This is a genomic window from Candidatus Uhrbacteria bacterium, from assembly GCA_016187485.1.
GTDB lineage: Bacteria > Patescibacteriota > Patescibacteriia > UBA9934 > UBA10169 > JACPJO01.
This window is the reverse complement of the sequence record JACPJO010000003.1, coordinates 1-25,227: the sequence shown is the minus strand read 5'-3', so window position 1 is coordinate 25,227 and position 25,227 is coordinate 1. Positions and strand designations below refer to the sequence as shown.

19 protein-coding genes and 1 tRNA gene are annotated in these 25,227 nt (G+C 56.0%); all 20 read right to left on the bottom strand.

The window, feature by feature from the left end:
- Positions 1-13: 13 nt before the first annotated feature.
- The 20 genes from HYW18_01005 to HYW18_00910 all read right to left on the bottom strand — a co-directional run bounded on the left by HYW18_01005 (position 14) and on the right by HYW18_00910 (position 25,134).
- Positions 14-9,622: a hypothetical protein gene (locus HYW18_01005; GenBank protein MBI2484714.1), complete on the bottom strand. Its 9,609-nt coding sequence runs from the start codon at positions 9,620-9,622 to the stop codon at positions 14-16.
- A gap of 3 nt (positions 9,623-9,625) precedes the next feature.
- A complete protein-coding gene (locus HYW18_01000) occupies positions 9,626-10,318 on the bottom strand; it encodes a hypothetical protein (protein ID MBI2484713.1) in 693 nt (230 codons plus the stop codon).
- A 12-nt stretch (positions 10,319-10,330) separates the two neighbouring features.
- Positions 10,331-11,086 carry a ribosomal RNA small subunit methyltransferase A gene (gene rsmA / locus HYW18_00995; GenBank protein ID MBI2484712.1) on the bottom strand — a complete coding sequence of 252 codons (756 nt, stop codon included), beginning with the start codon at positions 11,084-11,086 and terminating at the stop codon, positions 10,331-10,333.
- Positions 11,083-11,694 carry a threonylcarbamoyl-AMP synthase gene (locus tag HYW18_00990; protein ID MBI2484711.1) on the bottom strand — a complete coding sequence of 204 codons (612 nt, stop codon included), beginning with the start codon at positions 11,692-11,694 and terminating at the stop codon, positions 11,083-11,085. The genes rsmA and HYW18_00990 overlap by 4 nt, the downstream gene beginning before the upstream one ends.
- Positions 11,691-12,641, bottom strand: a complete 951-nt coding sequence (locus tag HYW18_00985; protein ID MBI2484710.1) for an NAD-dependent epimerase/dehydratase family protein — start codon at positions 12,639-12,641, stop codon at positions 11,691-11,693. Before HYW18_00985 ends, HYW18_00990 begins: the two co-directional genes overlap by 4 nt.
- A 7-nt stretch (positions 12,642-12,648) precedes the next feature.
- Positions 12,649-13,738, bottom strand: a protein-coding gene (prfB, locus tag HYW18_00980; GenBank protein MBI2484709.1) for a peptide chain release factor 2 whose coding sequence is annotated in 2 segments (ribosomal slippage) — positions 12,649-13,686 and positions 13,688-13,738 — 1,089 coding nt in all. Because the reading frame shifts where the segments join, the coding sequence is not laid out codon by codon here.
- 3 nt (positions 13,739-13,741) lie between these two features.
- Positions 13,742-14,068: a DUF4870 domain-containing protein gene (locus tag HYW18_00975; protein ID MBI2484708.1), complete on the bottom strand. Its 327-nt coding sequence runs from the start codon at positions 14,066-14,068 to the stop codon at positions 13,742-13,744.
- Positions 14,069-14,140: 72 nt separating this feature from the next.
- Positions 14,141-15,781 carry a chaperonin GroEL gene (gene groL / locus HYW18_00970; GenBank protein ID MBI2484707.1) on the bottom strand — a complete coding sequence of 547 codons (1,641 nt, stop codon included), beginning with the start codon at positions 15,779-15,781 and terminating at the stop codon, positions 14,141-14,143.
- An 8-nt stretch (positions 15,782-15,789) separates the two neighbouring features.
- Positions 15,790-16,080: a co-chaperone GroES gene (locus HYW18_00965; protein MBI2484706.1), complete on the bottom strand. Its 291-nt coding sequence runs from the start codon at positions 16,078-16,080 to the stop codon at positions 15,790-15,792.
- Positions 16,081-16,239: 159 nt separating this feature from the next.
- Positions 16,240-17,703 (bottom strand): hypothetical protein, encoded by a 1,464-nt coding sequence (locus HYW18_00960; protein ID MBI2484705.1) that lies wholly within the window; start codon positions 17,701-17,703, stop codon positions 16,240-16,242.
- 164 nt (positions 17,704-17,867) lie between these two features.
- Complete coding sequence (locus HYW18_00955; GenBank protein MBI2484704.1) at positions 17,868-18,563, bottom strand: transposase; 696 nt, start codon at positions 18,561-18,563, stop codon at positions 17,868-17,870.
- Positions 18,564-18,604: 41 nt separating this feature from the next.
- The gene (locus HYW18_00950; GenBank protein ID MBI2484703.1) at positions 18,605-19,906 is read right to left on the bottom strand and encodes an O-antigen ligase family protein; all 1,302 of its coding nucleotides are present in this window, start codon (positions 19,904-19,906) and stop codon (positions 18,605-18,607) included.
- On the bottom strand, positions 19,893-20,753 hold the full coding sequence (locus HYW18_00945) for a hypothetical protein (GenBank protein ID MBI2484702.1): 861 nt from the start codon (positions 20,751-20,753) through the stop codon (positions 19,893-19,895). The genes HYW18_00950 and HYW18_00945 overlap by 14 nt, the downstream gene beginning before the upstream one ends.
- A 2-nt stretch (positions 20,754-20,755) precedes the next feature.
- Positions 20,756-21,493, bottom strand: coding sequence for a membrane protein insertase YidC (locus HYW18_00940; protein ID MBI2484701.1), 738 nt, complete (start codon positions 21,491-21,493; stop codon positions 20,756-20,758).
- A gap of 3 nt (positions 21,494-21,496) precedes the next feature.
- Complete coding sequence (gene nusA, locus HYW18_00935; GenBank protein MBI2484700.1) at positions 21,497-22,762, bottom strand: transcription termination/antitermination protein NusA; 1,266 nt, start codon at positions 22,760-22,762, stop codon at positions 21,497-21,499.
- Between the two features lie 152 nt (positions 22,763-22,914).
- Positions 22,915-23,976: a hypothetical protein gene (locus HYW18_00930; GenBank protein MBI2484699.1), complete on the bottom strand. Its 1,062-nt coding sequence runs from the start codon at positions 23,974-23,976 to the stop codon at positions 22,915-22,917.
- Between the two features lie 34 nt (positions 23,977-24,010).
- Complete coding sequence (locus HYW18_00925; protein MBI2484698.1) at positions 24,011-24,361, bottom strand: YraN family protein; 351 nt, start codon at positions 24,359-24,361, stop codon at positions 24,011-24,013.
- Between the two features lies 1 nt (position 24,362).
- On the bottom strand, positions 24,363-24,782 hold the full coding sequence (locus HYW18_00920) for a hypothetical protein (protein ID MBI2484697.1): 420 nt from the start codon (positions 24,780-24,782) through the stop codon (positions 24,363-24,365).
- A gap of 13 nt (positions 24,783-24,795) precedes the next feature.
- Positions 24,796-25,041 (bottom strand): hypothetical protein, encoded by a 246-nt coding sequence (locus HYW18_00915; GenBank protein MBI2484696.1) that lies wholly within the window; start codon positions 25,039-25,041, stop codon positions 24,796-24,798.
- Positions 25,042-25,047: 6 nt separating this feature from the next.
- Positions 25,048-25,134 (bottom strand) — tRNA-Leu (locus HYW18_00910).
- Positions 25,135-25,227 lie beyond the last annotated feature (93 nt).

Below are 25,227 nucleotides of genomic sequence, written 5' to 3'. Positions count from 1 at the left end.
AACTCTGCAACTTCTAGTCCGGTTCCACTCTCACTTCCCCATCAAAGTATATCCAGGGATCAACCGCACTCGGAGAAACAATAGCATCACAGTTAAAGTTACTCGAATATTGGTCACAAATTATGTTACATTCGTTGTAACTCCCTTGCCCCGTCCCATCGTAACAATTCAAGTCTGCAAGACCGTCTTCGTCCCCGCACTCGCCGGTGCACCAGCCCCAGTTATCCTTCACATGCACTCGCGGGATAAATATGCACTGCGTGCCGTCGGTACAACCGTCGCTTAGGTCCTCCGTGCTGTCACAGTTTGGTAATGTAATCAGCATGGAGTCAAAGCACACGTAGTCGTGGCTGAACGTGAAGTACCCCTCGGTGCAGGCATCGGACGTCTCGCCCCAGTTCGCGGCACCTTCTGGCCGAGCGCAGTACGACACGGTCTCGCTGTCATCCAACAGCCCGCGGTGATTTTTGTAGTAGTTGCTGCTTGACTGTGATCCCGACGGAATACTCCCGTCTCCCCAATTCACAATCACGTTCCTCACGGGCATCTGGTTCGGGTTCGCCTCTACAAAGAATTGTGCCGACACATGCGCGCGTCCTTCGGTGCCAAGAATGACCCCTGTGTTTACGCCATTCACCGTCACCGTATCATTGTCCGCCTCTCGGCATCCGCTGGCAAAACAATCATCAAGCCCGCGTACGATGGGCGGCTCGCCCCCGTCGTTTGGCCCGTCACCGTAAGGATCTGGCGCAGCCGACACGTCATCCGTCTCGGTTGCATACGTATCGGTGACATCTGTGTACTTGCCTGTGTCGTCCCCCGAACCAGGATCGTAGCGCCAGTATGCCAACACCTTTGCAAAGAATTGGCTCAAGCGGTTCACGAACGAGTCGGCACTGTCGAGCACTTCCGGTTGAACTTCCACCTGCGGCGTCGCTCCAAGTACGTCGCTGCAGTACCCCTGATCATCGTTACCACTCGTGATTTCTATACAAGCTCGCGAGTAACAGCTGGCATCCCCCGCGCAGTACATACCCGAAAGCGATCCACTGCCCGTACAAACACCCTGCGTGAAAACAGTTTCATCCAGCTGCGCTTCCGTATAACCCGTTCCGGCGGCGGAACAATCCGTCGTGGTAGTGGGAAGAGGATCCTCACAGATAAATGTGTTGAGGCTCGAACTGCTTTCCGCCTCACAATCCCCAAGGTCAAGCTCAATGTCGGGATCGGCATCCGTATTGAACTGGCATCCGTCTTGGTGGTCATTGCAACTCACCACGCACACCACGGGATCCAGGTCACACGTCGCGACTGCGGGCGGATTGCACTCTGCGGAGAGATCCATTTGGTTTTCCGGCGTTCCCGCCGTTGGCGTGCACGGCTGCGCGCCCGTTGGCGTCACCGGCACGCTGGCAGAAATATATTCGTAGGCACGCGCATCCACATCAGCCGGCGGCGGATAGGACGGTGGAGTCGCGCACGACCCATCTCCAGCCGGTGTGTACAGTAAGTCGCCGTTCCGGCACGCAGCAATAGGTACGGGGAATTGGTCGGGGAACAATTCATTGTTGCCATTTTGTGTCTTGAACGACCCATCCGCCGCTTGCACCAAACGCGCCTGCTCCACCTGCCCGCCATTTTCCGTTGGTCCCACTGCCGATGTATAGGCAATCTGCTCGTCAACCGGGATCGCGTCGCTATCTTGGATGGCAAAGAGTGGCGCGGGGCCTTCTTCCCACAGACGGTTCGTCCACGCTTTGTTGCCATCCGTCGAAATAACCGACGGCGCCTGGCTCACTTTCGCCACTTCACGGCATGCGTAGTAATACGCGTCGCTGTTGGCCATGAAATAACCTTCCGCATTGCTGATGAAGCCTATCGGCGTAAGCCGCTCGTAACTTGCATCCTCCACATCCACGCCCCGTCGTGTACAAGTTTTGTAGCGGTCCACCCATGTGCCATAGCCGGAGTCATCAGACAGGTTCCCCACCGCAAAGAAATCGGTGTCCCACGGAGGCCCGGCAATGGAGGCAGCGGTTCCTTGCGTCACACCCGTCGGTACGGCACATTTCGCCGTACTTTCATCCGGATCGGTCACCGTATTGTCACGAGCCCCATAGGGCACGCAGAAATACGGGCAGTCGTTGTCTGACGCGCTCGCTTGCGCTACGCAATTATCCGGCTGGCCAAGTTCGGCGTCGTTGCAAAACCCGACGACAGCGAAATATCCTTGCGGACAGTGCGCGTTGTCCTGACATCCATCATATTGGTTGGCCACACACTCCGGCCCGTTTCCGCTGCGCTTTGTTTCCGCACAACCCGGGAGAATGCTGTTGGACGTGAGGTTCTGCGGAGAGGTCGAGCCCGTGGGGAATAAGTCCACATACAACCCAACGTCCGAACAATAGAAGGTGTCGTCGAGTGGGAAGCCCGCTTCGGTGTAGCTGTTGTAAATATCCGTTGAGCTTGAAAGTTGGTCCACGGGATACCACGACAAGCACACGCCGTTGTTCGACGGATTTCCCCACTGATTGATGGACGAGTCGCGCTCCAAACAGTAGCCGGGGAGGCCAAGCATGGTCTCCACTGACGTACGCTTCAAACAGCGGCCGATCTGGAGAGTATCGCTGGTGTTGCTGTCGCACTCTATATCCGTGTCACAGGCTTGCCCGTCTAAGTCGCCACCCTGACAAATACCCGTAAGGAAATCCGAGGATGTTTGACTGTAATACCGGTACTCCACTCCATTAGCGAACCCGACTTTCTGATAGGTGCAGAGACAGTTTCCACCGTTTGGCGCGCACACCTCCACTCCCGTGAATCCAGGAATCTTCGTGTAGGGCGTCCAATCTTCCGCATCAACAAGTCCTGCAGGCGTTGTGGGAAGGTTATTTGGCGTCTGATCGGTGACCGGATCGCGCCATGTGGTGACAACCGCGTGTGGATAGGGAGCGTTCTGCTCGGGATACCCGCGGCATTGCGTGCTCTCGGAGCCCGGGTCGTTGTGCACAAAAGCCGTTCCGCTTGGCGCAATCAAACACTGACCCGCATAGCAGTTCCCCGTAAACGTCTCTGGAGCGACCACACAAGAATTATCCACGCTCCCCGGCACGTCGGTGCCACACAACGTTGTTTCATCTTCGGGCACGCAGGATCCCGTAAGCGGGCTTGTGCACTGGCCGTTAAAGCACACGGGGTAAACGAGGGAAGTGCACGGATTGTTGTCGTCACAGCTCGAGGTAAGAAGCGTGGCGCGACATTGGCCAATCAAACAGGTATCGTCCTCGGGGCATTGGTCAGAAGAAGCGCAGGCTGAACCGGTTGTAAGGCACTGCCCAATACGGCACGCTTCGCCCTGCCCCGTGTCCGCTTCGCAGAGCCCCGCGGCAAAAGCGAGCCGCATGTCATCGGGCGCCACTTCGCACGTCTCGTCTGCATCACAATCTTCATCCACTGTCGCCTCGGTACACGACTGCAAAATATCTCCGTTGCCGTTTGCGTCCACGCACCAGCGTTGGGGATTGATATTCACTTGATCCAAGTCTGCCGCCGAGAGGGCGTAGGGGATGCTGTACCCGGAATAATCAGTCCCCCACCAACTGACATCGCGCGCCACATAACGTTCGGGCGTAAGAGTGACCGGCGTCGTTTCTTTCGTTTCACTGCAGAACGTGTTGGAACCGGATGTCGTATATTCCGTGCATGTGGCCACACCGTCGCAGACCTCCTTGAACCGCCCTGTGCGCTCGTCCCATACCGTATGCGACGACTGACAGGCAAGCCACTCGGCACACTCACGGTCGCGGCGGACATTGCGGATATCGTTTACGTCGTTCACGTTAAGCGTAGGGGCTCCGGCATCGTAGGGGGGGATGGGTTCCGTGGCAGTGGCGGCAAAATTCTGTCTACATGTTCCCTCAAGCGACTCCCCCGTCGAATCTGTCACGACAGGGCAATCACGGTCTTCTATACAGGAACCCGTGTAGATAAACCCGCTAGCCGCCTGCGCATAGGCCGCCTCCACTGTGGCCCCCGTCTCGGAGGGCGTGTAGCGACAACGCTGATGACAGAGATTCCACTCAAGGCCGGAGGGCGATGTGATGCGGCCCACGTCGGAATCTGTAGCGGCGCCCAAACAAGAAATCGGTGACTGGAGAGATTGCGCCGCATCGCCAAACAGAATGTCGGCGTAGCCGGAAGCCAGATAGCTTGCACTTGCGTTCCACAACAGCTCAGGCTGGACCGTGTCAAAGAAGAGTGCGCACCCTTCATCCAAACTCACCTGCCCGTTGCATCGCTGCCCCGTTCCCGCCGTACCGTCTTCGATCTTTTCGTTCTTGATGAACACGTATGACACGTCTTGGAGGGGATCTTCAAACTCACTGCACCGGTCATACTGGTCGGCACATGCGCCCACCCATCCATCGTATGCCGTGTCTCCGTTACGCCAGACGCCAAACTCTATGCCCGTAATAAGATAGGCAGTGGCAAGTTCTGTGGCAGCATCGAACTGGCTGTTGCTGTTGAGGTCGTCGTAATAACACGGCTCATTGCCGCCTGTGCGGAACCACCCGCGGTACAGCTGATTCTCGATGGACACTTGCGTGCGGAACTCACACACCTGGTTGCCGGGGTCCTTAAAGTAGAAGGTGCCGTCTTCATTGGTGTCCCACGCCTCACAGAAGAGCGCCTCGCCAGAACAGAGCGTCTCATCGTAGCGGTCCGGATCATCCACAAGATAGGCCGGCGCAAAACCGGTTACGCGCGACTTGTCTTGGCGGTACGCGGGAAGCCCCACTTCGGTGCAACCCGCGGCGGCTGCTTGACAGGACGTCGTTCCGTTGTCTACCAGGAAAATATCCAGGTCATTGGCAACCACGCGCGCTTCGGGGCCAAGAGAGATGTTGGCGGGAAGCGGATTGGGAAGCGCTCCGTCGTAATCGAACGTGCAAGAATCTCGTGCTATGCCAATCGTGCACATCGTCTCCCCGTTCATTTCGCACGACACGGCAGAACCCGTGACACAACTACTGCAATCTATGGGAAGCGGGGAACCAATCGTGCAGTTTTTGACAGGGTTGTTAGAACAGACCCCCGCATAACCGGCGGGAAGCGCGCATGTGGCGTTGAAAGTCTGTCCAAAAGAAACGTCTGAGTTTTGCGTGTCGTAATAGGCACGACATCCGATCACCTCTTCTTGGCAGAGGCGGGTGAACTGGTAGAGGTTGGACTCCACCGCTGCGCGATCTGCATACGTCTGACATCCAAGATAGTACCCCGGGGACGGCGCGCCGCTTGGCGTCGCGTCGCAAAGTGCCGGCGTCTCCCACGAGTCCTTTATGAGAGCGAGATTCTGCTCGGTCTCCTTAAGCTCGATGTAGTCAATATAGTAATCCGCTGGGCCACCGCCGGTCGGCACAAGCCGCAGCTGCGCGGTGTCGTCAAATCCATCATGGATGGTTGCATCAAAAGGCCCCACGCTGTAGCGGCTCCACTCGGGCGTAAGCGTCACGATATTCCCAAGCCCATTGATATTTCCATTCCCGTGGTCTTCCACAAATTGTGCTTCAAGCGTCCCTGTACCCTTCGCGTAGAACTCTAAAATATAGGTCTTCCCCGGCGTAAGGTCACCCACCAAAGCGCCGCAATCATCCACGTCATCCTCGGCCGTTCCCGTCACGGTACAGCTTGATCCGCCTGGCCCGGTAAGCGTGCAGAACACGCCCTCCGCACATTGCGGGTTGCCTCCACCGCCCTCCACAAGCGAGAGCGTGGCAAGAATATCGCTTCCCGTCACATGAACGGAGTGCCCGCTTGTGGCCAGGGATACGGCCGAGATCGTTACATTGGCGCTGCCCTCGTATTCGGTGAGGGCCCCATCTTCCACCGTATCGGTAAATACCGTGGCGGCGTTGCGCGCTGAAGACCCTGTGTAAAGACGGCAGCCAGCTGCAGATGCAGAACATGCAACGTTTTCGGAAGGAAGCGCGAACAAACGGCAACTTCCCCCGCCCGTCCAAAGCCCGCCTGCATATTCGCAATTTTCCTGTCCATCATCCACACCATCCGGTGCATAGATCGCCTCGCCAGTAACTTGGTTTACCCGAACCAAGTCCTCCCCCGCACCAGCGATAGTGTCTTTGCGATACGGCGTACACGCGGCCGAAACTGTGGCGGTCTTGGAGTACAAACGATAGTGGATGCCGCCCGTTGCGTCGTAGAATTCACGACAGTCCGGATTGGTGAAAATATCGTCATGCTCATTGCAATCCGTGTACGTATCCACTTCCACAACGGCGCGCGGCAAGTCGGCGCACGCCACGTCGCTCTCAGAAATCACGGTAGAGTTCGTACAAGGCGCGGCACCAAGATTGTACTCAAGCGACACGGTATCCGATCCCTCCACGTACTTCGTGTTCGTGTTCCCAAGATTCGACTCGATCAACTGCCACGTGCGCAGTTGGTAACCCGTATTGTCACTCCCCTCCCATGTGTAGAACGTTGCCCCAGCGTCTTGAGTGGGCAGTGCGCACGCGCGAAGCTCCTTGTAATACTCAATCCCTTCCCCGCCTGCTGCCACCACATCCAAATTCGTATAGGCATCGCACCCCACATCGTTTACCGAACAAATATCCGCCGAGCTTGCAATCAGACGAATGGGGTAGGCTGATGATTCTGCCGATGTCGGTTCCTGTTTATACGTGGCGTACCCGACACAGGCCGCAGGACACACGTCAGCCGCACTCGTAATAGCCGGCACGCTCAACCCGCCGTCTGCAGGCGTATAGAGTTCGCATCCGACGTCCTGCGCATTGCATTGCTGCGTATAGTTGTCACATTGCGCAGGGTCTGTGGCCGCGCCGGTACAACCAAGCCAATCCGGCGCCACACGCACATACGTTCGCGCCGGGCTTGCGCTTCCGTACCCTTCCTGGAAAGTCGTTGCGAGTGTGCCAAGCTCAAGCTGGAACGCGTCGAGATATATTTCGCTCGGATTGAAAATAGAGCTTACGGTGTCGAGCACCTGGACAGTGGCAAGCGTGGCAAAGGAAGGAGTCGTAAATGTGCACGTGAAACGCTCGAAGTCCTCGCCGGCGCTCGGTTGCCCGATAATCAAATTCGGCGCGCTCGAGAGCGCACAGTTTCCAAGCACGCTTGTGCCGGCCAAGTTCACGCTCGCAGGCGCTCCAGGACCTGGCGCTGGATTGAGTTCTACAACGATAATCGCGGAATTACTCGCATCCAGCGACTTCGCATAATACGAGAGTGTATAAAAACGGCTTGGCGAGAGAAGAATGTTCTCCTGCGTCACACTGATCGGACCCGTGACGGGCGAGATGGCGACTTGGCCATTGAACGCGTTGGTGGTGCTTACCGTAAAATCGTCGGCTCCTCCGTTCCACACGTCAGGCGCCAGATCTGTGTTGGCGTCCGTTTCAAACCCCGGGTTACCAAGAAGGTTGAGCGTCACGCCCAGAGCTGGAATCAACTCGGTACATCCCGCGGCCGTTTCCGTACAAAGTCCTACGTCGCCATCAAAGTAGGCTCGATCTTGGTAGGCGTACGATGTATACGAACGCGCCGGCTGCGGCCCCGCTCCATCCGAGTCGTACGTATAGCTGACCGGTGCATTGAGCGAGCCCGTGCCAATATCGTCGTCACGATTTGCGGCACCCGTAAGCGCATAGATCTCTCCGGTGGGTAAAAATTCGTAGGTGTCGTCCGCCGTCTCTTCGGTGCCGTGATCGTCGTAATACCTGTTTGCGCGGTACCACTGGCACCCGGCATTGTCCGCCGTACACCCTTGCGCATTTACGGTGGGGAGCAGTGCGGAGAGCGTTTCGTTTGTGCGCTCATTGCTAAACGCCAAGCAGCCGGCGTATTCGGCCGGGCAGCTGTCACCGCGGAATTGCCACACGTTTTCTTCCTGCGTGCAGTAGCCGTAACCACCGATACATTGCCCATTGGCGTCGTGCGCAATACACGTGGGCGAGTCCACGCAGACGCTTTGGCGCACATTTACCATGCTCGAGGCCGGTAATTCACCCGGCACAAACGCGCGGCATTCAGCGTTGGGCACCTTGAGCACCCAGTTGGGGTCAATCAAGTGGCACCATTTGTGCGAACTATCCGCCTCGCCTTGGTCGTTACAGTTGTAAAAGCCGTCCACGACCTCTTGAAGCGTGACAGGGCTGGCTTGGTCATTGAAGGGTGAGTTGGCAGCGAGTTCCCATCCGATGGGGAGAATACGCGCTTTGCGGAGCTTCACCATGTTGCCGTAGCAATACCCATACGTATGACAGAACGGGTCTTGGTTGCGTGCGTCATCGTCGGAAGGAATAAGCGGCCAATCGCCGTTCAAGAGCCCCTCGTCTACCGCCTCTTGCACGGTAAACGGATCACCGGTGCGTGCGCGTGTGATGGCGTTGGCAAACTGCTGGTCCATCACGCAGTTATACTGTCCGCGAAGATCTGCCCCAGGACACACCACGAATTCGTCCATGGGGTTATAGGTATCAAGGGAGAGGATGGGAACAGACGTGATGCCTCGGAAGGTTTGCCGGGCTTGCTCGCGGCCGCCGATATTGGCAATCTGCGGGTTGAAAGGATCAATGGACGCTTGCCTGGGCTTAAAGAGACCGGAATAAATATTGCTCGCCAGGTTCGACAACAACGTATTGACGAATATGCTTCCCATCTGCAGGAATATCGCCTCAATCGCATCCTTGTCTTGGCCGATAATCGTTCCTTTCTGCAACGTTTCTTGATTTTGTATCTCCACGACATTCGCTTCTGTCTGGCGTTGGATGAGAGACGCGGGCGTCTGCCGTTGGCCCGTAATGAAATCCACAACATCTTTATAGCCTCCACTCTCTCGATCCGATGCCGAGAGAAGATATTTTTCCGTAAACACTTGCTGGTTGATGCGCGCGTACAGTGTCACGGTAGAGATAAGCTCGTTTTGATTGGGGTTGTAGGCTTGAGCAAATTCCCGCAAAATGCGCTGGCTCCCTCCCTCCGTGTCCGTAAATGTGCCGATCACCGCTTGCCAGTTACTGACGAAATCTTGAAATTCACAACGCGGCTCAAACTGATTCTTCGTAAACTGCGCTTTGATACCAAGCTGGATGCCCAGTTTGATGTACGGATTTCTCGGCGCACACAGACCGAAGTCCATGTTCGTGGCCTTGTTCAAAATATCGTTGAGCGATTGGATCGTCTCGCCGGCAATATCAAGCCCTACATCTTTAAAATATTCTTCCGGCGTGCGGAACTCCACAAGTGCCGTCTGCCCCGTCGCGGCCGAAGAAAGCGCCACGGCGGCGTCGTAGGCTAAACGGTTCACCACAAAACTCAAGAGATTCAGGAGAATCTGGCGAGCCACCACCGCAATCTGCGGCACCACGACGCGATCCACCGTCTCTTCAATCGTGCTCGCTGCCGCTTCGGCTGGCTGTCCGCCGGCAGCAGCGATGTCCGCCGACTTGAGCGACTGCGCCGCAACAATGGCGGTATTAAGCGCCGCGGCCTGTACAAGAGCCGCGGGGAGGAAAAAGAGGAGAAGCGCAAAAGCGGCAATCCATCGCCGTGCGCGCATCCGGTTGTACATCTGTGCCTCCATAGATTATGGCGCGCTCTCCCCCACGTCGGATTCTGCGGGAAGCTGACCTAAGATTTGTTCAAGCGCCGCCGCGGAATTCGGATCGCTTGCGGTAGAAAGAAACAGAGCGCGCACTTCTGTGTCGGAAAGGCCATCAATAATATCCGCCGAGATTCCGGTCTGTGTAAGCACGCGGCGCAAATCACTTGCGGAGAGGCGAGCCACTTTTGCTTCAAGCGCCTCGGTGCTCGTGATCTCTGTGAAGTCGAGAGGGTTGTCCTCGCGGGGAAGTTTAAGCGACGGCCCCTCCCCCTCTTCGGTAACGCTCGCAAACGCCCGCGCGCAGTTCTGCCCTTCTGGACATGTCGGATCTTTCCCGAGCCGCACTTCTTGCGCGTCGTCTACACCATCGGAGTCGGTATCGGAAAGGTACGGGCTTGTCTTGTACACCGCCAGCTCTTCGTAGTCATTTATACCGTCCTCGTCCGTGTCACGTTTTTTCTGCTCTTCAATTTCTTGCGCCTCTTGCTCGGCCAGCGAAAGGTAGCGCGGGCCACTGTAATTGATCTGTGCCAGAAACGGTTTTTTCAAGTTGAAGAAAAACCCACGCGTTCCGTAGACAACGCCGAGCACGCCTGTGAGAAAAAATAAAACAACCGCCACCTTCGCCTCAAGCGGAAAGGCTGAAAAACGCTCTGTGTGTGGACGATGCCACATAGGCCAGGGAAATTATAGCATGTTGTGTGCCCGAATAGCGATCCAATCGTCCACAGAAAGTTCCTGCGCGCGGGCTGTCTCTGGCAAACTGCGGGAGGCGAGAAATTTCTTTGTTTTTTCACGAGCAAACAAGGGCTCCATATTACGATGAAGCTGTTTTCTGGGATGGACAAAACCCTTTTTTGCCAGTGCGATGACCGATTCCGGATCGACAACACGCGGGTGCCAGTCCATACGCACGACAAGCGAGTCCACTTTTGGCGGCGGGGAAAACGCGCCGGGCGGCACGCGTGTCACCCGACGCGCATCGGCATACATCTGGCAGGCAACCGAGAGAAGACTCATGTGTGGAGGCTGTGCCAGAATGCGCTCCCCCACCTCGCGTTGGACCATCACCACAAAGCGCGTGGGCGGCTCAGGAAGAGTGAAGAACTTTTCCAGCACCGCGGAAGCGATATTGTAGGGAAGATTAGCAACGAGCTTATAGCTTGTCGCCGGAAGCTTGCAGAGAGGAACGGAGAGAATATCGCCCTCGATAAGATTAAGACTTTTGCCAAAACGCTCCCGGAGAGCATCAATGAGATCGCGGTCAATTTCCACTGCCGTGACGCGAGCCCCGGCGGAGAGAAGTGCTTGCGTCAAAACCCCCTCGCCGGGGCCGATTTCCAGCACCTCTTCGCCCGGAGTAATTTCGGCAGATGAGATGATTTTTTTGATCACGGACTGATCACGTAAAAAATGCTGGCCAAATTGTTTCTTCGCTCTCATAAGAATGAGGAGCTAAGCTCCTGACCAGTCAGGAGCTTAGCTCCTAACTTACCTTGACGCAGGATGACAATTTTCCCCTCCACAATACGCACAATCGTCGAGGGTTTGCGCTGGCGAAGCTTTCCCGCGTCTACAACAGCATCCAAAGAGAAAGAAAGGTCGTGCGGAGAAAATACCGGCGGCTCGCCCGCACGATTGGCTGAGGTCGAGACGATGGGAACTTTTAAACGGCGCGAAAGGGCGCGGGCAACCGCGTGCCTGCTTACCCGGATAGCAATGGTTCCGTCCTTCGCCACCACGCCCTTTGCCAGCCCCACATTCTTCTTTGCCGGTACGACAAGCGTGAGTGGCCCTGGCCAATACTTTTTTGCGAGTGCACTCTCCATTGATCCCAACACGGCATACCTCTCTGCCATCACACGCGAACTCGCAATAAGCGGCAGCGTTTTTTGTTCCGCACGGCCCTTCAGGTGAAACACGCGGCGGACCGCTGCAGCGTTCGTTGCATCGACGGCGAGCGCATAGGACGTTTCGGTGGGAATCAAGGCGACTCCTCCAGCACGGAGAACACGAAGCGCTTCACGGAGTGTGCGCGCGGTCGGGCTCATGCAGACTTCTTTTGTAATTTTCTCGTGTCGAAGAATCGCACGCACTGGGCCAATCCCTCACGCAGTCCTACCTTCGGCGTCCACCCCAACTCTTGCCGCGCGCGTTTGTTATTCATGCACGAACGCTGCTTTTCCCCTGCGATGGCCTGCCGATACTCTGGCTTGTGCGGATACTTTACAAGGCGCGCTAAAAGATCAAAGATCTGATGCACGCTTGCTTCTTGGCAGCTCGAAATGTTGACAATACCCACGTAAGACGACCGCGCTGCCGCGAGCGCTGCCGCCGCCACATCCGTCACATAAACAAAGTCGCGCGTCTTGTCTCCTTTGCCGGTGATAAAGGGACGCTTGCCGGCACGCATTGTTTCAATAAAATTTGGCACCACTCCCCCCTCGCCGGGAGTATGGGCGCGCTGTCGCGGGCCGTAGACATTGGAAAGCCGCAGAGCCACATAGGGAATCTTAAACACGCTCCAATAATGCTCAAGGTATAACTCAATGGCACGCTTGGAAACGCCGTAGGGAGATTCCGGATAAATGCCGTCTTCTTCGCTCGCCCGCTTAAGCGAAGCGGGGTACATAATACCGCCCGAGGACGTGACAACAATTTTTTTCACGCCCGCTTCCCGCGCCGCTTCAAGCATATTGAGCGTTCCAAGAATGTTCACCGTCGCGTCATGAATCGGCCGTTCAATAGACGCGCGCACGCTCAAGTGCGCCGCCAAATGGAAAATAACGTCAGGTTTTACCTTCTTCACCAACGTCCGAAACGCAGGCGACGTCACAGAAAGCTTCGTGAAAGATACATTAGGATTGAGATTTTCTTTATGGCCCGTGGAAAGATCGTCCACCACAAACACTTTCACGCGGCGCGCCACGAGAGCATCCACAATGTGTGAGCCGATAAACCCGGCGCCACCGGTGACAAGAGCGGTTTTGTAGGTCATAGGGAAATTAGTGGCTAAGGTGGACTTGCGAGCGAAGGTAGGCCTGGACGAATATATCAAGGTCGCCATTCAATACGTCTTCTGCCTCTTGCGTCTCCGCTTCCGTGCGGTGATCCTTCACAAGCTTGTAGGGATGAAGCACGTACGAGCGGATCTGGTTTCCCCACTCGGCGCTTTGCACATCCCCGCGGATATCGGAGACTTGCCGTTCGCGTTTTTTCTGTTCGATTTGGTAGAGACGCGAAGCAAGAATTTTCATGGCCGTCTCTCTGTTTTGTTGTTGCGATCGCTCGTTCTGACAGCTTACCACAACACCTGTGGGGATATGCACAACGCGTACAGCGGAGTACGTCGTCTGCACGCTTTGCCCCCCATGACCGGAAGAGAGAAACGTGTCCACGCGAATATCTTTGGGATCAATCACGATGTCGGGAACTTCGTCAAATTCCGGGATGACATTCACAAGCGCAAAGGTCGTATGGCGCATTTTTTCGGCATCAAACGGCGAAATACGCACCAGCCGATGCACGCCGGCTTCCGAACGAAGCGTCCCGTATGCATACTCTCCTTCCATGCGAAGCGTGACAGACTTGTACCCGGCTTCTTCCGCCGGGGATTCGGAGAGCATTGTCACCCGCCACCCCTTCGATTCGGCAAACCGCATGTACATACGAAGCAGCATGCCGGTCCAATCATTCGCCTCCGTGCCGCCCGAACCCGCATGAATGTCCACAATGGCGTTATGAGAATCGTAAGGACCAGAAAAAAGTGTACGAAATTCTAACGCATCAAGAATCTTGCCGATTGACGCCACCTCCCCCTCAAGTTCTTGCAGAGCTCCCTCGCCCGCTAAAGCGCTGTATCCCTCCGTGTCCGCGATCCTCTTGTTCACGTCCTCCATTTGTTCAATAGTCCGACGAAGACTCGCAGACTCTTGACCGAGAGTACGCGCGCGGTTTTTATCCTTCCAAAAATCTGCGGCACTCATAGTCGCCTCGATCTCAGTAAGCCGCGTTTTGGCGCCATCTACGTCAAAGAAGCCGCCACAGGGTGGCGGCACGGTCCTTCTGGACGGAAATGTCGGTTACGATAGACACAAATTATAATTTCACCTGTTTGGCAAATTTGCCGAGATACGGCATCTCCCACATATTCCCCGCCATCGCATTCATGATCCCCATAACCACAAGTATAAGAAGAGCGATGCTTCCGACAAACCAGATAATCTGTCCCAGCACGGGGATAATGTTGCCGATCCAGAGAATAATCCACGCGATGAATACCACAAGGCCTTGCTTGCCGTGGTGCTGCGCAAATGGAGAATCTTTTTTGAGAATGAGGGGGACGAGGCAGAGAATACCCACGTAGCCAATGGCCGCGATGAGTTTGTTTTCTTCGGCGTCTTTCTGAAAGTTTGGTGTTTCCATACTTGAGAATTGTACGCTTTACCCTATTTTGCGTCAAAGGCGGGGCATAGTAGCCCCGCCTATCTTTTCTCTTTAATACATCCCCATGCCTCCGCCACCCATGCCTCCGCCCATTCCCGCGGCTGCCGTGGCATGATCATCTTTTTTCGGGATGTCTGTCACAGACGCTTCGGTTGTGAGGACCATGATCGCAATCGAGGCTGCATTCTGAAGCGCCGAGCGCGTCACTTTGGCTGGGTCGATGACCCCGCTTTCCACCAAATCTTCATACGTGTCCGTCGCAGCATTGTAACCGAATCCGTCCTTCCCCTCTTTCACACGGTTCACAATCACGGACCCGTCCTTGCCGGCATTGTGCGCGATGATGCGCATCGGCTCTTCGATGGCGCGACGGAGAATCTCCATTCCCACGCGCTCATCACCGTGAAGCGCGATACTCTCAAGCATCTTGGCCGCACGAATAAGTGCAACGCCGCCGCCGGGCACAATCCCCTCCTCCACCGCTGCCTTCGTGGCCGAGACCGCGTCTTCAATGCGATGTTTCTTTTCTTTCATCTCCACCTCGCTTGCCGCCCCCACTTTGATGACCGCAACGCCGCCGGCGAGCTTTGCTAAGCGTTCTTGCAGCTTCTCTTTGTCGTAATCCGAATCGGTGCGCTCAATCTCTTTTTTGATCTGCGCAATGCGCCCATCAATATCCGCGCGATGTCCTTTGCCGTCCACAATAACCGTGGTGTCTTTCGTCGCCGTCACTTTGCGCGCGCGACCGAGATCGGAAACCGTGGCGCTATCCAACTTAAGGCCGACTTCCTCTGAAATCACCTTTCCACCAGTAAGCACCGCGATGTCTTGCAACATGGCTTTGCGGCGGTCACCGAATCCTGGCGCTTTGATGGCAAGCGCCGAGAATGTGCCGCGCAGTTTGTTCACCACGAGAGTTGCAAGCGCTTGCCCATCCACGTCTTCCGCAATAATCACAATCTCCTTGCGCCCCGCCTGCGCTACTTTTTCAAGTACGGGAATCAAATCCTCGACCGAGCTTATTTTTTTGTCCGTAATCAAAATGTAGGGATCCTCGTATTCCGCCTCCATACGATCGGCGTTCGTCACCATGTACGAAGAGACATAGCCTTTGTCGAACTGCATGCCCTCCACCGTCTCCACCTCAATACCGAGCGACGGTCCCTCTTCCACAGAAATCACCCCGTTTTCCCCGACCTTCTTCATGGCCTCCGCAATCACCTTTCCGATTTCCGGATCGTTCGCCGAAATGGAAGCGATCTGTTGAATAGCATCGCCGCCCACAGGTTTGGAAATATTCTTGAGCTCATGCACCATCTCTTCCACGCCCTTCTCAATCCCCCGGCGCAGCACCTGCGGATTGATGCCCGCGGTCACATTTTTGAGACCCTCGGCAATGAGCGCTTGCGCCAACACGGTTGCCGTCGTTGTGCCGTCGCCCGCAGCGTCGTTGGTTTTCGTCGCCACTTCCTTCACCAACTCTGCCCCAAGATTTTCGTTCTTGTCTTCGAGTTCGATTTCCTTCGCTACCGTGACGCCGTCCTTTGTGACCGTTGGGGCGCCGTATCCACGCTCGAGCACAACATTGCGTCCACGAGGACCCAATGTGACCTTCACGGCATTGGCAAGTTTATCTACACCGCGCTTGAGCGCCGCGCGCGCATCTTCGTTAAAAAGAATTTGTTTTGACATAGAAAGAGTTATTCAAGGATGGCCACAATGTCGTCGTTGCGAATCACCAAATATTCTTCCTCCTTCACTTTCACTGGATCGGGAGAATATTTTTTAAAGACAACTTTGTCTCCGACGGACACATCCATCGGTGCGCGTTCGCCATTTTCCAAACGCTTGCCGGGACCCACGGCAACGACCTCACCTTGTTCCGGACGGTCCTTGTCCACGGTGTCGGGGAGGATGATGCCGGAAGCCGTTACCTCTTCGGAGGAAAGGGGCTTCACAAGAATATGGTCATTAAGAGGACGTAACTTCATAAATAATGAGGAGGGTTAATTAGCACTCAACAAGCTAGAGTGCTTGCGAGCGCCATTTTGGTACAAGAAAAGGGGCCTGTCAAGCCCTGGAGAAGACGAAATCCAGCCGTGGGCTGGATTGAGAAGATTCTCCTTCGCTCTTGCGAGCTCGTGTCCTCGTTACTTCTTGCGCAGACGCTCGATCGTGAAAGCGATGCCAGCTGCGCGCGGAAGACCTTCGGCGATCTCGGTGCCACCGGCGAAGTCGAGCGCCGTGGAGCCCGCGATGTCAAGATGGATGAACTCCCCCGGCCAGTCCTTGGGGTGGAAGGCCGCGAGGAACATCGCCCCCAGGCTCGGCCCGCCCTCCTTCTTCTTGCCCGTGTTCCTCAGGTCGGCCACGGGGTCGAGGAGAAGGTTCGCGTAGTAGGGGTCCATCGGCATGGGCCAGACGCGGTCGGCAGCGCGCTCGCCCGCTTCCTTGAGTTCGGTCATCCGCTCCCAGTAGTTGTCGTTCACGAACATGGCCGAGAAGGGCTGGCCGAGCGCCGTGACCGCCGCTCCCGTGAGCGTCGCCATGGTCTGCAGACTCGCGATGTCAGAAAAGTTCGCGTGCGCCCACTCGATGGCGTCGGCCAAGACCAGCCGGCCCTCGGCATCGGGATGCGTCACGCGCACCCGCTTGCCGCCAAAGGAGGTGAGGATCTCGTCCATGAGGTAGGCGTTGCCGTCGGTGCGGTTCTCGGCCAGCACGAGGATGACCTCAAGCGTGCGCGTGAGCTCGTCGGGATGCTGTCCGAAGTACAGCGCCACGCCGAGGCAGCCGAGCGCGCCCATCTTGTCGCCGCCCATGCCCGCCATGTGTTCGCCCTTGGAGACCTGCCCGCCGTCGTCGAAGACCAGGCCCTTGCCGATGATCACGTCGCGCGTCGTGGTCTCCCCCGTCGTGGGATGCACGGTGAGACGCAGCACCTGGCCCGAACGGCCGGAACCGCGGCAGACGGCATTGATCAAGCCCATCTCCTCGGTCCCCACGTACTCGACCATTTCGGGAAACTCCCTCCCCTTCCAGAGCCGCTCGACGAGTTCGGCGAAGCCGTCCGTCGAGAGCCCCTCATCGGTGGGGGTGACGGTGGCCAGGCACCGCTGCAGGTTGCCGAGCCGCGCGATCTCCACGCCGCGTTCGGCCTTCGTCACGAAGGCTTCACCGTCCACCATGATCCGAACCGTCGTGAGGCCGCGGTAGATCTCCATGTCAGTCTGGAAATAGTTGGCTTCCTGCAGGGCGTAGACGATGCCCATCGCCGCCGCTTCCGGATTGGCGTTCACATCCACGGCGACGACAAGACCCTTGGGCGACAGGGTATCCACCATCTTGCGCACACCAGTCCCGTACAGGCGGGCCGTGTCAGCAGGCGAGAGCCCCAGGTGATCCTGCTTCACGAAGAAGTTGAACGAGTCCGTGAGCGAGGAGTCGGGACGCAGAACGCGGTTGAGCGCCGCAGACGCACCGAAGCAAAGCGACAGCCGGTAGAACCCGCTCGAGGACTGATCCTGCCAGGGACACACCTCGATGTCATGACCTTCGAGGACATACACGGCGTAGTTCGTGATGTCTTCGAGATCAATCGGCTTGCGAGACATGGGAACTCCTCCTCTGCCGCAAGAGGGTTGGTTGAAGGTACGGCGGCAGAAGATGCCACCCTAGCAGAATGGGAGGAAAATTGGAATCCCTAGCTTAGGGAATCTATGTTTCCTCGGAGCTAAGCTCCGAGGAGGGTATTGATTTTATTGGGTTCCCTCGGAGCTTAACTCCAAAGAATTCCGGGAGAGAGGTGCGCGATTTCTCTTTGTGACCAGCCACGTAAGAATGTACTGTACTCGCCAGGGTCAGGAAATAACGAGTGAACCAGCTGTTCGTTGAGAACTGGTAACTCCTGGTCACGCCCCATGTAAAAATGGTGACTCGACCAAGAATACTGATCGAGGAGATGAAGAGCTCTATCCCAATCAAGAACTTCCCCTTCTCTCCACAGGTGACTAGAGCCATCAAGCCCATTTAAATGAATATAGCGAATGACATGTATCAACTGAGCATCGCTTTGTATCTGTACTGCATGGAACGGCCCCTCAAATAAACTCCCCGTCCTCTTATACAAGCCATTGAAATAATTTGTGTATCCAGTACCAACGCGATGCATAAACTCTGAAACACCTCCATCTCGTTCTTGTCGAATAAGCATGTGGAAGTGGTTGGACATAAGCTCAAAGGATAGAATAGAAGCAAGGGGGTCTCGATCAATGCCAAAAACTTCTGCTCCGGCGAGTTGCAGGGTTCGCTCGACTTTGTCCCCTCCCTTGCGATCATAGGATCTATCATTGAACAAATAGAGAGATTCATAGAATCTTTCAAAATCCAGAGGGGATAGAAAAATTTGCCTTTTATCGACTCCACGATTGTAGATATGGTAGTACTCTCCGCTTGCAAATTCTGTCGTACGCATATGCCGTTTCTCGGAGCTTAGCTCCGAGGAAGGTATTGATTTTATTGAGTTCCCTCGGAGCTAAGCTCCGAATGACATGATAGTCTCACTGTCATGGCCATGACGAAGGCGGAGAGCACAAGACCGCTCCAAGAGCTCCAAAGATAATGGTCAAAGAAACCCACGACAAGAAGAACATTACCCATCGCGAGAGCCACGGCGGCAGGAATACGCGGGAGTGCGGCGTAGTTCAAACGATCCATCGAGGCAATCCAAAGCAGCAGCAGGAGAGCGATGGGAACGCCAAGCTCCGCCAGAATGAGCAGATAGGTGTTGTGAACTGGAGCCAAAGCGTACAGGGGACGCGTGGGGTCAATCTGTGTGAGCGTCAAAGGATAGTGGCCCAGGCCTACCCCGCGCCACCAACGCGCAGGATCCTGGTTCATAATGCTCCGCCAATCGGCAAGCCCACCAACACGCTCTTCAAGCGACCGCCCTTCCAGACGCGCGGTCGGATCAAAACGTGTGGCAAAGGGTTGGGAAAAAATGGAGACCGTAAAAAAGATGACGAGAAGAGCCGCGAGGCCGAACGGAATCACACGCCGGAGAGCCGAACGGTGATGCGTGAAAAGAATCCAACAGAGGATCGCGGCAGAGAGGACGAGTGCCAACCATGCAGAACGTGAATACGTGAGGAGGAGAGTGACAAAAAGGAGGAGGCCAATTGCACCAAGAGCGACACGAAAACGTTTCGCTTGCCAAAAAACAAAACCACAGGCGAAAAGAGCTACGGCAAGATAACCGCCAAAAATATTCGGGTGAGGAAATGCTCCCGCCGCACGAAGCCATCGGAGAGAGAAACTTTCAATGACCGCCTCCCCCGCCAGAGCGGCATCTCGCGCCGGAAGCCCCAACCATGAGGCGCCGGGCGAGCTCCCCATGATCGCTTGAAACACACCGAGCACCCCAGGAATCACCAGCCCCAAAACAAACACGAGGGCGGCGCGGCGAACCGGCACAGTCTCGGAAACAAGAAGGACGAAAAGGAGAAACGCCGAGGCAATATGAAGCCATGTTGTGAAACCAAGAAGGATGGAGGAAGAGAAACCCGTCGAAACAAGAAGTGTCAATACCACGACCCAGCCAAGAAAGACGGGCAGCCGTGCCCTCTCTGCTACACGGACAAACGGGTGAAGAACAAAGGCAAGCCATACGAGTCCCTCCACCGCGTAGACGCGGAGCAATCCTGCATCTCCCTCTGCGCCAAGAAACGGCTCCACCCCCACCAGCAAGTGTGTTTGCCACGGTAAGAGAAACAGGATTGCCAAAAGCAAGACGCCCTGCGCTTGTTCAAATATTTTCATAATCAAATGGCGGAAGCCCAAGCGCTTCACAGAGTGCACGATGCGCCTCGCGGAAGTGAAGACGTCGGTCGCCTACATGGAATTTTAGCATGTCGCGCGAGAGAATCACACGCGTATCTGTGTTGGCGATGCGCTTGATCTCGCTTGGCATCAGTACCCACTCAAATTTTTCACAAATGCGCTCGATGGAAGAAACGGATGCGGGAGATTCTTTTTCGCCAAGAGAAAGATCCAGTTGCTCTTTAATACGTAGCGGGTCGTGGAGCGGGATAAGAGCATGGAGCCAATACCACAAATAGGGGTCACCACCTGACAAGCGGAGCGAGCCGAGATGCGTAGCCTTCTCGCTCAAGAAAAAACTCAAGCACACGGGATTCTGTTTCGTCTCCTCCGGGCGTAGTCGCAAAAGAGCAAGGGGCAATGTGGCAAGCAGGCGTGTCGTCCAGAGCCATCCGTGCCGGACAACAAGAAGAAGGTCAAGATCGCTTTCGGGGCGTGTATGTGACCACGCAAGGGTGTTGCACGCAAAAATTGCCCGGAGGGTGGGGAGGAGTCGCAAAAAACGCACGACGCGATTCAAACGCCGCAATTTCTGGACACTGTCGCGTGCACGTTCCTCTCGCAGCGTAAACAACGACTCGTACCCTGCAAGAGCAAAAAGACCGTCTTGAGTAATAATGTCTCCGTGCTGGCAGAGCTCCCCTAATTCCCTCCTCACGACAAGAAACGCCGGGGTGGATGCATCCCCCGTCCACGGATCCATCCACTTCCACACTTCAAACGCTGTGGGCGCATACTCCTGCGTGGCAAACCATGCCAACGTTCGAAGGAGGGCGTCGCGAAGCATAGCTAGGAGGTCGATTGGGCAGGCGCCGCGTGAGGAAGAGAACGGAACACGAGGTATTGCTGGAGAATAGAAAGCAGCGTCACGACCAACCAGTACAGCGCCAGACCGCCCGGAAGCGACGCGCCAATCACCACGGTCATAACCGGCATGATATAGAGCATGGATTTGTTCATGGACGCAGCAAGGTCTTCATCTTTCGCCGCCTCGGTTCCGCGCACGATTGCCGGTGGCCGCCGTATCTGGAGCATCTTTGCCTGCACGTACTGCGACGCACCGGCTAAGAGTGCCAGCACGATATTCGCCCGAGCCAAGTTGATGAAGCCCAGAGAAATTTCGTTGATGGTTCCGGGGTCAGCAACAAAATCATAAAGCTGGTACGTATCGCCATTGTTGAGTCCCACCAACAGCACACGGTACAGCGCAATGAGAATCGGTAGTTGGATTAATAGAGGGAGGCAGGAAGAAGCGGGGTTCACTTTTTCTTCTTTGTAGAGTTTCATCATGCCAGCGGCTAGACGCTCTTTGTCCTGTCCGCACTCCTTTCGGAGTGCATCAATTTTCGGCTGAAGCGCCTGAAGCATGCGCTGGCTCTTGAGTGCCTTGCCTGTAAGCGGCCAGAGCACTCCTTTGATTATGAGGGTGAGAACGATGATTGCAATGCCAATATCGTGCAGCGGAATGACGTTGTAAAGCCAGACAAGCAAGTTGTACATCGGCTCAGCAAGGTACGTCTGGAACATAGATTAGGCGTTTTCTGTTGAGGGAACATCTGCAACAGGCGCCGCATCCGCGGGTACCTCTTCTGGCGCATCTGGCTTCCCGCCCGTTTCTCCTTGCACGGTGATGCGCATAGAAACCAACCGCGAGGCAAGACGCACGTTTTGGCCGCCCTTCCCCACCGCAAGTGAGAGCTGGTCATCGGGAACCGTCACGATTGCCAATTTTTCTTCCCCATCATTTGTTGTCTCTTTAATCTCCACCGAGGAAACACGCGCGGGTGAGAGAGCGTTTGCCACATATTCATGAGCATCCCCACTCCATTGGATGATGTCAATCTTCTCGCCGCCAAGCTCGGCAATAATCGTTTGAATACGGGTGCCACGTTGACCGATACAGGCGCCAATGGGGTCAATGGAGTCGTCGCTGGTGGCAACCGCCACTTTGGTGCGTCCGCCAGGTTCGCGCGCCATACCCTTAATCTCCACAGCACCATCCGCCGCTTCAGGAATTTCGTTTTGGAATAAACACTTTACAAGGGCCGAGTCTGTACGCGAGAGCAATATCTCGGGACCCTTCGAGGTCAGTGACACAGAGCGGACGTAAAACTTCATGCGTGAACCGGAGTTGTAGCGCTCGCCGGGAGTTTGGTCCTCTGGGCGAAGAATCCCCGTCGCGCGATTCAAGTCCACCAGAATCACTCGGCCTTCACGGCGCTGAATGGTACCGACCACGCATGTGTGCTCAAACTCCTTGAATTCGCCGTAGACGATCTCCCGCTCCGCTTCGCGCAGTTTCTGCATGACCACTTGCTTGGCCGTCATGGCCGCCATGCGTCCGAATTCGCCCGGCACCGGCAATTCCATGCGCAAGATCTCGCCAAGCTCTGCGTCGGGGTCCACCAACTTTGCCTGGGACAACATGATCTCCGTTTTTTCGTTGAACGTCGGGCCCTCCGCAAGTACCGGGCCGTCAAACTCTGGCGGGATCACCTCACCACGCGCCTGCATCTGTGCCACAAGAGCATTGCGCTCTTCCTGTTTGGCGCGACGCGCTTCCTCCACACGTACGACTTCCTCAAGATCTACGTCCGACACGACGGTCTTCACATCGTGGGCGCGAATTTTCCCGGTCGCCACATCAAACTCCACTTCGATGTTTTGCGTTTTGTCGCCGAAGTCTTTCCGGTACGCCGCGGCAAGCGCTGCCTGGATGGTCTCGAGCACCGCTTCGTAACTTAGTCCCTTCTCCTCACAAATCTGTCGTATGGCTTGTTCAATGTCGTTTGGCATAATAATAGGAAATGGTTGGTGGAGATTCCCTCTTGTTAAAACAAACCCCCGTCAATATGACAGGGTTTTCATAGTGTCAAGATAGCACAGGAAAAAAGTGGCGTCAATGCGAAACCGGCCTTGGATGGCCGGGAGAAAGAAGGAACGCTGATTTACTGAGTAGCTTCCGGCGCGGGCAGGCGCGTCACGTTCTTGATCGGCACGCCAACAGCGCGAAGCGCGTCGATGAGCGCGGCCTCGAAGCCATCCCCGGCCAGGAGGTACATGCTCTGTGCCGGGTCGTCTTCACGGCAGGAGAGGGCGAGGGCGGCATCCGGCAGTTCGAAGAGGAACGTCACCTCGTCGCCGCCAGAAGAGCTGCCAGCGTCAGTCCGCCGCCTCGTGGAGGGGGGAAGCTGATTGCGCAGGTAGTGCGTGACGGGCTCGGTGAGTTCGATATCGCCCAGCATGAGAGTGACGAAGAACCCAGCCGGGTCACGGTGCACACTGCAGCCGAAGCGCTGGTCGAGATCCCGGAGGTACACGTGGAAGTGGTAGGAACCATGTCCAAAGCGCTCCGTGCTCCCCAGGATCATCCTCGCTCCCGTAGTGCTGAACTCCTCGCGAGTACTGCGCTCGCGGTCCTTGTTGAGGACCTGCGCGTAGTACCGGCAGAGGGTTGCATGCCCCAGCCTCCGCTGCCCGAACGTGTCAGTTTCCCTCATCCGCGCGATGTTGAAGTCCCCAACGAAGAGATTGTCGCTCAAGGGAAGCAGGCCGCCCTGACTCCATTCGTGCGTGTCGGTGTGAGCTTCGAACCGCTGCTCGAACAGCAAGTAGTCCTCGCGCAGGAGGCGGCAGGAGGCGGGGATGATCGTGTCGTGAAGGCGCCGGAGCTCCTTCCTGTTCCCGCGTGCGGCATACATGAGGAGCAGGTAGGCTCCCAGCATGCCCCAGCGAGCGAGGTCGGTGAAGTGGTTGATGGAAGGTTCGCGTTCGTGTCGCATGGGTTTCACCCCAAGGTCTGGAACAACAGTCGCCATTTGGCCCATGCGCGTGCATGGCCGCGCGGATTGACCCTTACCGCGCGGAACCATTCCCGTACGCTCGTGCGTACTTGTCGCGGGTGTATGTTCCGCCAGCCCACCGCTCGTGCGATGTTTTCTCCCACCATTGGGAGGCCGGCTTTCTTCAGGCTCGTGCCCGCTTCCGCTGACGAGGCAGAAGAGCGTCATCGTGGCACAAAAACACCGGCGCGTCAATGCCGGATCAGATACCGTCGAGGTGTTCAATTTCCAAGCGACCTCCCTCTTCAACCATCGCCACAACGTCGTAGCGGTGCGGCGCGTCCTCTTTTTTCTGCTCGCACAAATACGCCTCGGCGGCAATTTGCAATCGGTGCAATTTGTTCGGGTGAACCGACTCTTCTGGATACCCGGCTTCGAGCGACTGTCGCCACTTCACTTCCACAAACACAATTTCCTCCCCCGCCTTCGCAATGAGATCCACTTCCCCAAATCGTGTCGTGTATTGCCTCGCTAAAATTTCGTAGCCTTTCCTCTCAAGGTACTCGGCCGCAAGACGCTCCGCTCGGTTCCCGAGCACGCGACGCGGGTCCATACTATCGACCAGCGCGTGGAAGATACTTCAGCTTACCAAGTTCCTCTGAACGTCCCCTGCGCATTGCGGGTATGACGCGCTTCGCTTCATAGACAATATGCGCTGCCCACACAAGCGCGCCTACAAAAATCAGGAGAAGCCACCATCGCCACTGGAAGACTGTTACTTGCTCGTAAGCAAAGAACAGCCACAGGAGTCCAAGAAGACCCACAGACTGGGTGAGCGCAATAACGCGTTCTCGCGTGTGTTTCTGGTACCGGTCGGCAGCCCTTTTACGACGCAGATGGATGCGCAAGGCCACGCTCAACAGAAAGAGCACCAAAAAAGAGATGAGGAGCGCCCATGTGCTCGTGGGGAGAAGCGCTGAGGGTTTGCGGGCAAACCAGAAGGAGAGGTCGAATAAGGGGCGGAGATCAAACATAGTGAGAAGAATTTTACTTCCGAACAAAAATACCGGCAAGAGCCGTCAAAATTTCTGAAATAACATTCGTGGCAATAAGCATGCCAAGAAAGGCGAACCCAACTCCCAGTAATTTATAAAATGTCGTCGTGCCCCCTGGGCCAAATTTTCGTTCGGCCCAATCACTCTTCCCTAAAAACTCTTGGATGTCATAGGTCTTCCAGACCATAAAAAATCCAAACACCATGACAGCTAACCCAAGAAGGATACGAAGAATCATAGAGCATGGTGCGGACGAGAGGACTCGAACCTCCAAGCCATTGCTGGCACTAGCCCCTCAAGCTAGCGCGTATACCAATTCCGCCACGTCCGCAGGCGAGGGGGAGAGTATCGTACATTTGCTATTGCGTCAACCAGAAAAAGCGGCTATCTTGGGGGCGCATGGATGCTTAGCTCAGTTGGTTAG

Bases quoted from the DNA above. Each gene is read 5' to 3' on its own strand.
- HYW18_00950 (MBI2484703.1), bottom strand. From the start codon at position 19,906: ATGAAAATATTTGAACAAGCGCAGGGCGTCTTGCTTTTGGCAATCCTG.
- HYW18_00990 (MBI2484711.1), bottom strand. From the start codon at position 11,694: ATGAGCCCGACCGCGCGCACACTCCGTGAAGCGCTTCGTGTTCTCCGT.
- HYW18_00920 (MBI2484697.1), bottom strand. From the start codon at position 24,782: ATGTTTGATCTCCGCCCCTTATTCGACCTCTCCTTCTGGTTTGCCCGC.
- HYW18_01000 (MBI2484713.1), bottom strand. From the start codon at position 10,318: ATGTGGCATCGTCCACACACAGAGCGTTTTTCAGCCTTTCCGCTTGAG.
- HYW18_00940 (MBI2484701.1), bottom strand. From the start codon at position 21,493: ATGTTCCAGACGTACCTTGCTGAGCCGATGTACAACTTGCTTGTCTGG.
- HYW18_00925 (MBI2484698.1), bottom strand. From the start codon at position 24,361: ATGGACCCGCGTCGCGTGCTCGGGAACCGAGCGGAGCGTCTTGCGGCC.
- HYW18_00975 (MBI2484708.1), bottom strand. From the start codon at position 14,068: ATGGAAACACCAAACTTTCAGAAAGACGCCGAAGAAAACAAACTCATC.
- HYW18_00915 (MBI2484696.1), bottom strand. From the start codon at position 25,041: ATGATTCTTCGTATCCTTCTTGGGTTAGCTGTCATGGTGTTTGGATTT.
- HYW18_00955 (MBI2484704.1), bottom strand. From the start codon at position 18,563: ATGCGTACGACAGAATTTGCAAGCGGAGAGTACTACCATATCTACAAT.
- HYW18_00960 (MBI2484705.1), bottom strand. From the start codon at position 17,703: ATGTCTCGCAAGCCGATTGATCTCGAAGACATCACGAACTACGCCGTG.
- HYW18_00945 (MBI2484702.1), bottom strand. From the start codon at position 20,753: ATGCTTCGCGACGCCCTCCTTCGAACGTTGGCATGGTTTGCCACGCAG.
- groL (MBI2484707.1), bottom strand. From the start codon at position 15,781: ATGTCAAAACAAATTCTTTTTAACGAAGATGCGCGCGCGGCGCTCAAG.
- nusA (MBI2484700.1), bottom strand. From the start codon at position 22,762: ATGCCAAACGACATTGAACAAGCCATACGACAGATTTGTGAGGAGAAG.
- HYW18_00965 (MBI2484706.1), bottom strand. From the start codon at position 16,080: ATGAAGTTACGTCCTCTTAATGACCATATTCTTGTGAAGCCCCTTTCC.
- HYW18_00985 (MBI2484710.1), bottom strand. From the start codon at position 12,641: ATGACCTACAAAACCGCTCTTGTCACCGGTGGCGCCGGGTTTATCGGC.
- rsmA (MBI2484712.1), bottom strand. From the start codon at position 11,086: ATGAGAGCGAAGAAACAATTTGGCCAGCATTTTTTACGTGATCAGTCC.
- HYW18_00930 (MBI2484699.1), bottom strand. From the start codon at position 23,976: ATGACGCTCTTCTGCCTCGTCAGCGGAAGCGGGCACGAGCCTGAAGAA.
- HYW18_01005 (MBI2484714.1), bottom strand. From the start codon at position 9,622: ATGGAGGCACAGATGTACAACCGGATGCGCGCACGGCGATGGATTGCC.